The organism is Pimelobacter simplex (genome assembly GCF_900114845.1).
Taxonomy (GTDB): Bacteria; Actinomycetota; Actinomycetes; order Propionibacteriales; family Nocardioidaceae; genus Nocardioides; species Nocardioides simplex.
The window spans coordinates 546,296-558,143 of record NZ_FOUK01000002.1 but is presented as its reverse complement, the minus strand read 5'-3'; the positions used below and the strand labels follow the sequence as shown (position 1 = coordinate 558,143).

The window sequence follows — 11,848 nt, the reverse complement described above, 5'->3', positions numbered from 1 at the left end:
GCGTGGGCCCATGGCGCCCACCACCGTCCCCGCCGTCGCCCTGCGCGACCACGCCGCGCGGCTGCGCGCGGCGGCCGGCCTCGACGAGGCCCCCATCGTCTCCGCCGCGGGGCTCTGGCTTCTGCTGGCCGCGGTCGCCGAGACGGTCACCGAGCCCGCCGACCGGGCCGCGGTCGAGGACGTGCTCGGGGTCCCCGTCGCGACCGCGACCGGCGCCGTGACCGCGCTGCTGGCCGACCCGCACCCGGCCGTCGGGGCGGCGCTCGGCGGGTGGCTGCGGCCGGACCTCGCGCTGTCGCGGGCCCTCCCGGGCCCGGTCCCCGTCGCGGCGCTGCCGGGCCAGGCCGCCCTCGACGCGTGGGCGCGCGAGCACACCCGCGGGCTGATCGAGCGGTTCCCGGTCGAGGTGGACGCCGACACGCTGCTCCTGCTCGCCTCGGCCCTGGTCACCGAGCCGCGCTGGCGCCGGCCGCTCGGCACCGACGACGACGGCCTCCTGCTCCTGGACGGCGAGCTGCAGGCGATCGTCGCCACCGAGGCGGCCGGACCGGTCGCGGTGGCCGCCCCGCCGACCGACGACGGCATCGACGTGCTGAGCGTGGTGGCCGCGCCCGGCGTCGCCGCGGCGGACGTGTGGCAGGCCGTGGACGAGGTCGTCGCCCGCCACCTGGGCGGCGCGCTGGCGCACGGCGACCGTCCCGCGGGCGAGCTCGCCGACGGGCACGCCTGGCGGGTGGCCGAGCGCACCGAGCGGTTCGAGGCGTGGGGCGCGCCCGACGACGGCGCCGAGGTCTGGACCGGCCGGCTCCCGGCCTGGCAGGCCGACGCGACGCACGACCTGACGAGCGCGCCCGGCGTCACCGAGGTGGGCCACGGGCTCGGCGCGCTGCTGCCGCCCGAGGCGACCGCCCGGGGCATCGACCTGCAGTGCGTGCAGGCCGCGACGGCGTCGTACGACGCCGACGGCTTCCGCGCCGCGGCGGTGACGGCGCTGTCGGTGCGGGCGGCCGGGATGCCGTCGTACGTGGACCGTAGGGTGCGTCGGGTGACCGTGACCTACGACCGTCCCCACGCGCTCGTCGCGCTGGCTCGTGGCGGCGCCTGGGAGGGCGTCCCGCTGTTCCACGCCTGGGTGCGACCGTGACCGCCGCCGACCCGCAGGCCGCGAGCACCGCCCTCGCCGCCCTCGCCGCCCTGGAGCCCGCCTGCGCGCTCGACGACGCCCTCGCGCTCTTCGACTCCCTGCCCGCCGTCCGCGCCGACGAGGTGACCGGCCGCTGGCACGGGCGCGAGCTCGCCACCGGTCACCCGATGGACGGGCTGCTGGAGGCCTCGGGCTGGTACGGCAAGCAGTTCGACTCGGTCGACGAGGTGCACCCGCTGCTGTTCCGGGGGCCCTCGGGGCAGATCGTCTCGGTCGACCCGCGCCGGATCCCGTTCGGCATGGTCGACAGGATCCCGTCCGGCGTCGTCGCGCGCGGGCGCCAGGTGATGGGCGCCGCGCTGCCCGCGCTGCGCACCCGCAAGCCGCGGGCCCGGCTGCGCAACGTGGAGTACCGCGGGGTGGTGACGGCCGGGATGAGCTACGACCACCTGCCGATCATCGACCTGTTCCGCCGGGTCGACGAGCGCACCCTGCTCGGCTGCATGGACCTGCGCGACGCGCCGCCGTACTTCTTCGTGCTGGAGCGCGACCCGGGCGAATGATCAGAGCCGCGCGCGACCTGCGCGCGACGCTCCCGCGGTGCGGGAGCGGGTGACCGGCACGGCCTGCCCGTGCCCTGTGATGTGCCTCACTCCGGCGCTCGCCGGAGGTGCGCCGAGCCTCCCGGCCGGCCTCCCGGAAGGAAGATCACGATGGTCACCGCCCACGACAGCGCCCTGCCGCCGCCCGCCGACAGCGCCTCATCCGCACCCGAGCGGTGGACACCGCGCCTGGTGTTCTCCCTCGTCTCGATCGTGCTGCTCCTGGAGATGCTCACGATCAGCTACCTGATGATCGCCATGGCCCTGCCGACGATCACCACGCACTACCAGACCAGCCAGGGTGCCTGGCTGCTCACCGCGTTCCTGCTGCTCGGCGCGGTCGCGGCGCCGCTGGTCGGCCGGCTCGCGGACCTGCACGGCAAGCGCCGGCTGCTCCTCGTCTGCGTCGCCGGATCGGCGCTCGGCTCGCTCCTCTCGGCGGTGGCGACGAGCTACGGCGTCCTCATCGCGGGCCGGGCCCTCTCGGGCCTCCTGGTGCCGTGCCTGTTCCTCAGCTACTCGCTGATCCGCGACGTCTTCCCGGCGCGGACGGTCGCGCTCGCGGTCAGCGTCGCGACGAGCGGCATGGGCCTGGTCGCCATCCCCGCGCCGTTCCTGACCGGCTGGCTGATCGACAACCACGGCTTCCGCAGCATCTTCTGGTTCTCGCTGATCGGGCTGGTCCTGCTCGGCGCCATGATCGCGCTGTCGACCGACGAGTCGCCGGTGCGGGCCCGGGCCCGGCTCGACCTGCTCGGCGCCGTCCTCCTGGGTGGCGGCATCGCGGGGATCCTGGTCGCGGTGAGCTTCGGTCCCACGTGGGGCTGGACCGCCGGCCGCACCCTCGCCTACCTCGTCGCCGGCGTCGTGCTGGTGGCGGCGTGGCTCCTGTCGGCGCGCACCACCAGCGAGCCGCTGATCGACATCGACGTGCTGCGCCGCCGTCCGGTCCTGCTCACGACGATCAGCGCCGGCTTCGTGTACGGCTCGAGCGCGCTGTTCACCATGCTGCTGCCGATGATCGCGATGACGCCGGCCGTGCTGGGGCTGGGCTACGGCTTCGGCCTGAGCGCGGAGGGCTTCGCCATCTTCCAGGCGCCGATCGGGGCGATGGTGATGGTCGGCGGTCTCGTCGTCGGCCTGCTCGTGGGCCGGCGGATGCGTCCGCAGCCGCTGCTCGTCGCCGGTCTGCTCATCATGGCCGCCGGGTTCGCGGCGGTCGGTGTCGCGCACGACGGCAAGGGCCTGCTCATCGTGCTCGCGGGCGTCTTCGGCTTCGGCCAGGGCCTGGGGTACGCGGCCATCCCGAACCTGCTCATCGCCGCGGTGCCGCCGCAGCTGCAGGCGTCGACGGCGAGCATCGTCGGCGTCTTCCAGAGCGCGTTCCCGGCGATCCTGCCGGTGATCGTGTTCGCCGTCCTCAACAACTCGTACGTCGCCCCGTTGCCGCCCGAGATGACCGGGGGAGCGGTGCTCTACACGAACGACGGCTACCTGGTGGCCTTCCTGATCAGCGCCGGCGCGGCCGTCGTCGGTGCGGTGGTCGCGGCCCTGCTGCCGCGCACCATCCGGCAGATCGACGCGCCGGAGCACGCCGGCACCGCGGTGCTCGCGCACTGACCGACCAGCGGCCGGGCGGCCGGGCGACCTCCGTCGCCCGGCCGCTCACGTGCTCGGGTACGGCGCGTCGCGCAGCAGCGCCGCGAGGTGCGCGGCGTTGGCGGCGAGCGTGCGCGTGGTCTCGGCGGTCTTCTCGGGCTCGGGGTCGAGCTCCTTGTAGTCGGTGGACCCCATCGCCTCGCCCACCCAGTAGGTGACCGCGTTGGCGGGGATCGTGAAGCCGACGTCGCTCAACGCCTGGTAGACCTCGGCGCTCACGTGGTGGGCGCCGTCCTCGTTGCCGACGACGGCGACCGCGGCGACCTTGCCGGAGGTCGGCATCCGGCCCTCGTCGTCGGTCTCGCCGAGCTCGGCGTCGAGACGCTCCAGCACGAGCTTGCACACCGCCGAGGGCTGGCCCATCCAGATCGGCGTGGCGATGACGAGGATGTCGGCGTCGAGCACCCGCTCCCGGATCTGTGGCCAGGCGTCGCCGTCGCCCTCGTCGGTGCTCACCCCGAACGCGACCGGGTGGTCGACGACGCGGATCAGGTCGCCCGTCACGTCGTGCTCGCGCAGCGCGGCGAGGACGCGGCGGCCGAGCAGGCCCGAGCTGGACTCGGACGGGGACTTCTTGAGCGTGCAGCAGAGCACCAGTGCCTTCATGGTCCCCGCGTTACCCGGAGTCCGCGTCCGCACCCGGGCCCGCACCGCTCAGGTCCGCGGACGACGGGCCGATCGGAGCGGGGTGACGGCCGCGCGTCCGTATCCGAAGACCCCGATCCCCACCCGGGCGACGCTGCACGCCCTGCAGCGGTTCACCGCCGGCTACACGCCGGCGCTGAACCGGCAGGTCGTGGCGGCGGGTGGCTTCGCGCGCTGGTTCGAGCGCCAGCTCACCGGCGCGTACGACGACCGCTGGGCCACCCAGACCGCCGCCTGGTGGCCGTCGGTCGACGCCACCCCCGAGCAGGTCTGGAAGCGCCACCAGGACGGCGTCGAGGAGCTGTGGCGGGCCGACGCGAACTACCAGTGCTGGTCGCTGGCGCGGCGGATCGGGTCGCAGCGCCAGGTGCTGGAGACGATGGCCGACTTCTGGGAGCACCACCTGCACGTGCCGGCCGCGGGCGAGGTGGGGCCGTTCCGCGCGTCGTACGGGCGGATGGTCCGGGCGCGGGCGCTGGGCCGTTACGCCGACCTCCTGCAGGCGGCCGTGACGCACCCGGCGATGGCGGTGTACCTGACCAACGCGAACTCGTCGAAGCGGGCGCCCAACGAGAACCTCGGGCGCGAGCTGCTGGAGCTGCACACCGTCGGCCGCGGCCAGTACGACGAGGACGACGTCAAGGCCTCGGCCCGGATCCTCACCGGCTGGCGGATCGGGCTGTGGCGCGACTGGGCGGTCTCCTACGACCCGGCCCACCACTGGACCGGTCCGGTCACCGTGATGGGCTTCAGCCACGCCAACGCGGCCGCGGACGGCCGGCCGGTGGTCACCGCCTACCTGAACTACCTCGCCCGGCACCCCGCGACCGCGCGGCGGATCGCGACCAAGCTGGCTCGGCGCTTCGTCTCGGACGCGCCGCCCGCGGCGCTGGTGAGCCGGCTGGCGAGCGTCTACCTGAAGAACGACACGGCGATCGTGCCGGTGCTGCGGGCGCTCGTGACGTCGCCCGAGCTCGCGGCGGCGCGCAACGCCAAGGTCCGCACGCCGGCCGAGGACGTCGTCGCGACCTGGCGGGCGCTCGACGTCCGGCTGACGGCGGCGCCGCGCAACGGCGACGACGAGATCGCGGCCAACCAGCTGCTCTGGCAGACCGCGTCGCTCGGGCTGACGCCGTTCGGCTGGCAGCGGCCCGACGGGCGCCCGGACGACGCGGCGTCGTGGTCGTCGACGTCGCGCTTCCTGGCCTCGGTCGACGTGCACTACACGATGGCCGGCGGCTGGTGGCCCCGTCGCGGCGCGGCCTACCGGGCGCCCGCGTCGTGGCTGCCGGCGAAGAAGCTGCGCTTCGACCAGCTCGTCGACCACCTCGCGCGCAACCTGCACGGGCAGCGCTCGACACCGCTGCTGCTGCGCGTCGCGTGCGAGGCGACCGGCTGCAAGCCGCGTGAGGTGATCACCCGCAAGCACCGGATCATGCGCTGGGAGATGCCCCGGCTGCTCACGGTCCTGCTCGACAGCCCGACCCACATGACGAGGTGAGCGCGATGACCAGCAGCGACCAGGACGGGTGCGCGGAGTTCAGCCGCCTCTCGCGCCGCGGCCTGCTCCGCGGCACCCTCGCCGTCGGTGCGGGGATCGGCGTGACGAGCGTCTACGGCAGCGCGTTCGTGCAGACGTCGTACGCCGCCACGCGCTCGGCGCCCGCCGTGCTCGTGGTGCTCTCGCTGCGCGGCGCGGTCGACGGGATGAGCCTCGTCGTGCCGCACGGCGACCCGGTGTACTACGCGGCCCGGCCGCGGATCGCCGTGCCGGCGGCGACCCTGCTGGCCAAGGACGGCTTCTTCGGCCTGCACCCGAACCTCGCCCCGCTGCTGCCGATGTGGAACGCCGGCCGGATGGCCGCCGTCCACGCGACGGGGCTGCCGGCGCCGAACCGCTCGCACTTCGCGGCGATCGAGGAGGTCGAGGACGCCGACCCCGGCTCGGCCGCGCGGGTCGGCTGGCTCAACCGGCTGATCGGCCGCGACGCCGACACCCACCCGCTGCAGGCGATCCAGCTCGGGGAGTCGGTGCCGCCCGTCGCGCTCGCCGGGCCGCAGGCGTCGGTCGCGGTCGAGAGCATCGACGACATGCGCCTGGCCGGCGCGGACAAGTGGGACACCGCCGGACGGCGGCCGCGCTCGATGCGGACCATGTGGGCCGGAGCGCCGGGACCGCTGGGCGTGGGCGCGCGCTCGGCGATGCGCGCGATCGCCGACTACGGACCGGTCCGCGCCACCGCGCCCGGCCCGGCCAACGGGGCGCGCTATCCGGGCGGCGACCTCGGCAAGGCGCTCGCGGCGACGGCTCGCACGATCCGCGGCGACGTCGGCGCCGAGGTGATCACCGTCGACCACGGCTCGTGGGACCACCACGCCGACCTCGGCACCCTCGAGTGGGGCGACCTGCAGCGGATGACGACCGAGCTGGCCTCCGCGCTGGCGGCGTTCTTCACCGACCTCGGCCCGCTCGCGTCGAAGGTGACCGTGGTGACGCTCTCGGAGTTCGGGCGGCGCACCAAGGAGAACGCCAATTACGGGCTGGACCACGGCTTCGGCAACGTGATGCTGCTGCTCGGCGCCGGCGTCCGCGGCGGCTACCACGGCGCCTGGCCGGGGCTGACGAACGACGTGAACGCCGACCTGCTGGTCACCACCGACTACCGCAGCGTGCTCGCCGAGGTCGTCGTCAAGCGGATGGGCGCCTCGTCGGCGCGCGTGTTCCCGGGCTTCCAGCCGGAGCAGGTGGGAGCGATCGCCTAGCCGGGCGCGCTAGAGACCGAGCGCGACGAGCACCACGGCGACCGCCGGGAAGGCGAGCTGGGTGATCGCTGCCCGCGCCTTGTCGGGCGAGGAGATCAGCAGCACCAGCGCGGCCGCCACCATCGAGCCGGTGCCGGCCAGCACGAGCGTGACGCCGACCGTGTCGTCGTCGGCCGCCGCGTGGGCGACGATGCCGCCGGCCGTGATCAGCGCGAGGAAGAGGTTGTAGAAGCCCTGGTTGAACGCCAGCTCCTTGGTGGCCTCCGCCTCCTCGGCGGAGGTGCCGAAGGTCGCGCGGGTGCGGGGGCTGGTCCAGGTGAGGGACTCCATCACCCAGATGTAGACGTGCAGCAGGGCGGCGAGCCCCGCGAACACCAGGCCGACGGCGGTCATGGGGTCTCCTCGTCGTGCGGCGCGGCGAGGTACGCCGCGAGGCCGGTCGGGGCGCGGCCGGTGAGCCGCGCGACGTGGTCGGTCACGCTGGCGAGCTCGCCGGCGGCGACGGCGGTGTAGGTGGACACCCACGCGTCGTACTGCCACGGCGGCGCCTCCCAGCGCCGCCGCGAGGCGTAGGCATCGTCGACGGTCTCGTCGTGGAAGGTCACCGGGCGCCCGGTGTGGGCCGCGATGATCGCGGCGATCTCGGTGAACGTCAGCGCCTCGGGCCCGGTCAGGTCGTAGGTCGCGCCGGCGTGCTCGCCGGGCGCCAGCAGGACCGCGAGCGCGCTCGCGGCGACGTCGTCCCGGGTGACGGCGGCGAGCCGGCCGTCGCCGGCGGGGCCGCGCAGGACGTCGTCCTCGCCGACCATGTGCGGCAGGAAGTCGAGGTAGAGGTTGTCGCGCAGGAAGGTGAACGCCATCCCCGAGGCGCGCAGGTGCTCCTCGGTGAACCAGTGGTCGCGCGCGAGCGTGAACGTGGCCTCGGGCGCCGCGCCGTAGAACGACGTGTAGACCACGTGCTCGACGCCCGCCTGCGCCGCCGCGTCGACGAACGCGCGGTGCTCGGCGAGCCGGTCCTCGGTCTCGGCGGCCGAGACCATGAGCAGCGTGCGGACGCCGTCGAGGGCGGCGACGGCGGCCGCGCGGTCGCCGTACGTGGTGCGGGCGACGGTGGCGCCCGGCAGCTGCGGGGCCCGCGCGGGGTCGCGCACGAGCAGGCGCTGGGCGACCCCGCGCGCCGCGAGGGCCCGGGCGACGCGTCCCCCGAGCCCTCCCGTCGCGCCGGTGACCGCGAGGGTCGTCGTCACGGCCGGCTCGGCCGGCTCTGCCCAGGCGTCACAGCAGGCCCTCCTTGTCGAGCCAGTCCTTCGCGATGGTGGCCGCGGGGAGCTGCTCGTCGATGCTGCGCGCGTTGAGGTCGACCAGGTCGTCGGTCGACATCGCGGCGCTGACCTTGTTGATGATGCCCGCGGCCTTGTCGTCGACGTTGTCGCTGGCGATCGGGACGATGTTGGAGGCCAGGAAGAGGCCCTTGGTGTCCTCGAGGGTGACCAGGTCGTTCTTCTTGATCGACGGGTCGCCGGTGTAGATGATCGCGAGCTGGATGTCGTTGTCCTTGAGGGCCTTGACGGTGAGCGGGCCGCCGCCGTCCTCGATGGGCGTGAACTTCACGCTGACGCCGTAGGTGTCCTTGAGGCCCTTCGGACCGTTGGGCCGCTTCTCGGCCTCGGAGTTGGCGCCGAAGGTCATCGGCTCGGTGACCTTCTTGAGGTCGTCGATCGTGCTCAGGCCGTACTTCTCGGCGAACGCACGGGTGACGACGTAGGAGTCCTGGTCGGCCGCGGGGGACTGGTCGAGGACGTTGAGGCCCTTGGCCTTCGCCGCGGTGACGAGCTCGGCGTAGACGTCGTCGGAGAGGCGCGCCTTGGTGTCGGGCTCCCAGACCTGCAGCAGCGGGCCGGTGTACTCCGGGAAGAGGTCGATCTTGCCCGACTCGATCTCGGGGAGGTAGGCCTCGCGCTGGCCGATCTTGAACGACCGCTCGACCTCGATGTCGGCGGCCTCGAGCGCCTGGGCGTAGGCCTCGGCGACGATCTCGTTGGAGTAGTACTCCTGGGAGCCGATCACGATCGCCTTGCCGTCCTTGTCCCCGGAGCTGAGGGGGTCGGAGTCCCCGCCGCCGCAGGCGGTGAGGGCGAGGGAGACGAGCGAGATCAGCACCAGGCCGATCCGGGTGCGGGTCATGACGGAACCTTTCCTTGGGTGGGGGAGCTGGCGCGCTGGAGAGCCGCCATGAGGAGGTCGAGCAGGAGCGCGAGCGCGGCCACGAGGAGCGCGCCTGCGAGCATCTGGGCGTAGTCGCGGGACTTGAGCCCGGAGAAGAGATAGCGGCCGAGCCCGGTGTCGGAGATGTACGCCGCCAGCGTGGCCGTCGCGACGACCTGGAGGGTCGCGGCGCGGATGCCGCCGATGAGCACCGAGGCGCCGAGCGGGACCTCGACCCGGGTGACCACCTGCCACTCGCTCATGCCGACGGCACGGGCGGCGTCGACGGCGCCGGGGTCGGCGGCCTCGATGCCGGCGTAGGCGCCGGCGAGCAGGGAGGGGAAGGCGAGCGCGACGAGGGCGAGCAGCGGCGCCTCGACGCCGATGCCGATCGCCAGGCCGAGCAGCGTGAGCAGGCCGAGGGTCGGCACCGCGCGGACCGCGCCGGCGAGCGCGACCACGACGAGCCGGCCGCGGCCGGTGTGACCGATCAGGACGCCGAGCGGGATCGCGAGCACCGCGGCGATGCCGACGGCGGCGAAGGTGACCCACAGGTGCTGGACGATCCGGGTGTCGATGCCACCCGGGCCGCCCCAGTGGCTGCCGTCGCCGATCCAGCGCAGCGCCTCGCCGAAGAGGTTCATGCGGCCCCCTCGACGGCCGGGACGGCGCTCGCCGTGGTGGCCCGGGCGCGGCGGGGGCGCCGCTCGCGCCACGGCGTCAGCAGCGCACCGGCGACGACGAGCAGGACGTCGAGCGCGATCGCGAGCAGCATCGTGCCGAGCACGCCGACGACGATCTCGGCGCGGATGTCGCGCTGGAAGCCGTCGGTGAGCAGGTTGCCGAGGCTCGGGATGCCCACCAGGGCGCCGATCGTGACGAGGCTGACGGTGCTCACCGTGATCACCCGGATGCCCGACAGCAGCACGGGCACGGCGAGCGGCAGGTCGACCTTCCAGAACAGCCCGGTGCGGGAGTAGCCCATCGCCTCGGCCGCCTCGCGCACCCGCGGGTCGACGGAGCGGAAGGCGTCGGCCGCCGTCCCGGCGAGCAGCGCGGTGCCGTAGACGGCGAGCGCGACCACAAGCGTGAGCCCCGAGCGGAGCGGGATGCCGAGCAGGACGGGGATCACGATGAGCAGGGGGAGCGCGGGCACGGAGTAGAGGAGGCTGGCGATGCCGAGCACCACCGTGCCGGCCCGCGGCCAGCGCCACGCGATCCGGCCCAGCACGATCGCGACCAGCACGCTGATCGCGATGGCGGGCACGGCGAGCCGCACGTGCTGGACCAGCATGTCCAGCACGTAGGCGCGGTTGGTGTCGAGCCAGGTCATCGCACGCTCATGTCAGGACGCCGACCGGCCGTCCGGAGCCGTCGACGACGATATTGCGCCCGTCGACGTCGACCGTCTGGAGGCTGCGCTCCGCGCGGCCGATGCCGACGAAGTCGCGCACGAAGTCGTCGGCCGGGGCGGCGAGGATCTCCTGGGGCGTGCCGGTCTGAGCGACGATCCCGCCCGTGCGGAGGATGACGACCTGGTCGCCGAGCTTGAACGCCTCGTCGATGTCGTGGGTGACGAGCACGATGGTCTTGCCGAGCTCGGCCTGGAGCTGGACCAGCTGGTCCTGCAGGTCGCGGCGCACGATGGGGTCGACCGCGCCGAAGGGCTCGTCCATGAGGAGCACGTTGGGGTCGGCCGCGAGCGCCCGGGCGACGGCCACGCGCTGCTGCTGGCCGCCGGAGAGCTGGGCGGGGTAGCGCTTGCCGAGCGCGGGGTCGAGCCCGACGAGCTCGAGCAGCTGGAGCGCGGCGGTGCGCGCGGCGCGCCGCGTCGTGCCGGTGAGCACCGGGACGGTCGCGACGTTGTCGACGACGCGGCGGTGGGGGAGCAGGCCTCCCGCCTGGGGGACGTAGCCGATCGAGCGGCGCAGCGCGACCTTCTCGAGCTCGTGCACGTCGCGGTCGTCGATGAGCACGGTGCCGGTGGTCGGCTCGACCATCCGGTTGACCATCCGCATCAACGTGGTCTTGCCCGAGCCGGACGTCCCCACGAGGGCGAGCGTGCGGTGCGAGGGGATCGAGCAGGAGAAGCCCGTCACCGCCACCGTGCCGTCGGGATAGGTCTTGCCGACGTCCCTGAACTCGATGCCCATCTGCTCCTCCTGGACTGGGGGTCCCGGTCACCCTACGGGTCCGCGGGGACAACGGCGCGGAGTTCCGCGGCGCGGTCGCCCGTGCTCCGAAGGTCGATGCAGCCTGATCGGATCGGCCGGTTTCAGCCCGCGTGGGCGGGTACCGCGGGGTGGACCCGATGAGAACCCGACGAGAGGAGACAGCTCCGTGAGCACGATCGAGAAGTCCGTGACCGTCGACGTCCCGCTCCACACGGCGTACGACCAGTGGACGCAGTTCGAGACCTTTCCCCGCTTCATGGAGGGGGTCGAGGAGGTCCGCCAGCTCGACGACACCCACCTGCACTGGACGGCCGACATCGCCGGCGTGCACCGCGAGTGGGACGCCGAGATCGTCGACCAGACGCCTGACGAGCGCATCACGTGGCGCTCGCTCGACGGCGCCCGCAACGACGGCACCGTCTCGTTCGCGGCCGACGCCACCGGCACCGCCACCCGGGTGACGCTGCGGATGGAGTTCGAGCCCGAGGGCATGGTGGAGAAGGTCGGCGACGCGCTCCACATCGTCGACCGCCGTACCGAGGGGGACCTCGAGCGGTTCAAGAGCTTCATCGAGGCGCGCGGCACCGAGACCGGTGGCTGGCGCGGCGAGGTGAGCCCCGGGGACGCCGACAACCCCGCGCTGTAGCGGGTCCTGG

13 protein-coding genes are annotated in these 11,848 nt (G+C 73.9%); 6 read left to right on the top strand and 7 right to left on the bottom strand.

Annotated features, from left to right (window positions below; translation table 11 throughout):
• Positions 1 to 10 precede the first annotated feature (10 nt).
• The 3 genes from BM223_RS10275 to BM223_RS10265 all read left to right on the top strand — a co-directional run bounded on the left by BM223_RS10275 (position 11) and on the right by BM223_RS10265 (position 3,366).
• Positions 11 to 1,144: a hypothetical protein gene (locus BM223_RS10275; RefSeq protein ID WP_038677956.1), complete on the top strand. Its 1,134-nt coding sequence runs from the start codon at positions 11 to 13 to the stop codon at positions 1,142 to 1,144.
• On the top strand, positions 1,141 to 1,707 hold the full coding sequence (locus BM223_RS10270) for a DUF4334 domain-containing protein (protein ID WP_038677957.1): 567 nt from the start codon (positions 1,141 to 1,143) through the stop codon (positions 1,705 to 1,707). Before BM223_RS10275 ends, BM223_RS10270 begins: the two co-directional genes overlap by 4 nt.
• A gap of 150 nt (positions 1,708 to 1,857) precedes the next feature.
• The gene (locus BM223_RS10265) at positions 1,858 to 3,366 is read left to right on the top strand and encodes an MFS transporter (protein ID WP_038677958.1); all 1,509 of its coding nucleotides are present in this window, start codon (positions 1,858 to 1,860) and stop codon (positions 3,364 to 3,366) included.
• 45 nt (positions 3,367 to 3,411) lie between these two features.
• On the opposite strand, the gene BM223_RS10260 is transcribed toward BM223_RS10265, so the two are convergent.
• Positions 3,412 to 4,011 (bottom strand): flavodoxin family protein, encoded by a 600-nt coding sequence (locus BM223_RS10260; RefSeq protein ID WP_038677960.1) that lies wholly within the window; start codon positions 4,009 to 4,011, stop codon positions 3,412 to 3,414.
• 82 nt (positions 4,012 to 4,093) lie between these two features.
• Here BM223_RS10260 and BM223_RS10255 point away from each other — a divergent pair, with 82 nt between their 5' ends.
• Entirely contained in the window at positions 4,094 to 5,551 is a 1,458-nt protein-coding gene (locus BM223_RS10255; protein ID WP_052138430.1) for a DUF1800 domain-containing protein, read from the top strand.
• A gap of 5 nt (positions 5,552 to 5,556) precedes the next feature.
• Entirely contained in the window at positions 5,557 to 6,813 is a 1,257-nt protein-coding gene (locus BM223_RS10250) for a DUF1501 domain-containing protein (protein WP_038677962.1), read from the top strand.
• A gap of 9 nt (positions 6,814 to 6,822) precedes the next feature.
• On the opposite strand, the gene BM223_RS10245 is transcribed toward BM223_RS10250, so the two are convergent.
• Genes BM223_RS10245 through BM223_RS10220 form a run of 6 tightly spaced genes read right to left on the bottom strand, consistent with a single transcriptional unit; the run spans position 6,823 to position 11,171 of the window.
• Positions 6,823 to 7,206: a DUF1304 domain-containing protein gene (locus tag BM223_RS10245; protein WP_038677963.1), complete on the bottom strand. Its 384-nt coding sequence runs from the start codon at positions 7,204 to 7,206 to the stop codon at positions 6,823 to 6,825.
• Positions 7,203 to 8,060, bottom strand: a complete 858-nt coding sequence (locus BM223_RS10240) for an SDR family oxidoreductase (RefSeq protein ID WP_038677965.1) — start codon at positions 8,058 to 8,060, stop codon at positions 7,203 to 7,205. The genes BM223_RS10245 and BM223_RS10240 overlap by 4 nt, the downstream gene beginning before the upstream one ends.
• Positions 8,061 to 8,088: 28 nt before the next feature.
• A complete protein-coding gene (locus BM223_RS10235; protein WP_038677966.1) occupies positions 8,089 to 8,997 on the bottom strand; it encodes an ABC transporter substrate-binding protein in 909 nt (302 codons plus the stop codon).
• Positions 8,994 to 9,662, bottom strand: a complete 669-nt coding sequence (locus BM223_RS10230; protein WP_038677968.1) for an ABC transporter permease — start codon at positions 9,660 to 9,662, stop codon at positions 8,994 to 8,996. The genes BM223_RS10235 and BM223_RS10230 overlap by 4 nt, the downstream gene beginning before the upstream one ends.
• Positions 9,659 to 10,351 carry an ABC transporter permease gene (locus BM223_RS10225; RefSeq protein WP_038677970.1) on the bottom strand — a complete coding sequence of 231 codons (693 nt, stop codon included), beginning with the start codon at positions 10,349 to 10,351 and terminating at the stop codon, positions 9,659 to 9,661. Before BM223_RS10225 ends, BM223_RS10230 begins: the two co-directional genes overlap by 4 nt.
• Before the next feature lie 7 nt (positions 10,352 to 10,358).
• A complete protein-coding gene (locus tag BM223_RS10220) occupies positions 10,359 to 11,171 on the bottom strand; it encodes an ABC transporter ATP-binding protein (RefSeq protein WP_038677972.1) in 813 nt (270 codons plus the stop codon).
• 187 nt (positions 11,172 to 11,358) lie between these two features.
• On the opposite strand from BM223_RS10220, the gene BM223_RS10215 reads away from it, so the two are divergent.
• Positions 11,359 to 11,838: an SRPBCC family protein gene (locus BM223_RS10215; protein ID WP_038677974.1), complete on the top strand. Its 480-nt coding sequence runs from the start codon at positions 11,359 to 11,361 to the stop codon at positions 11,836 to 11,838.
• Positions 11,839 to 11,848: the final 10 nt, after the last annotated feature.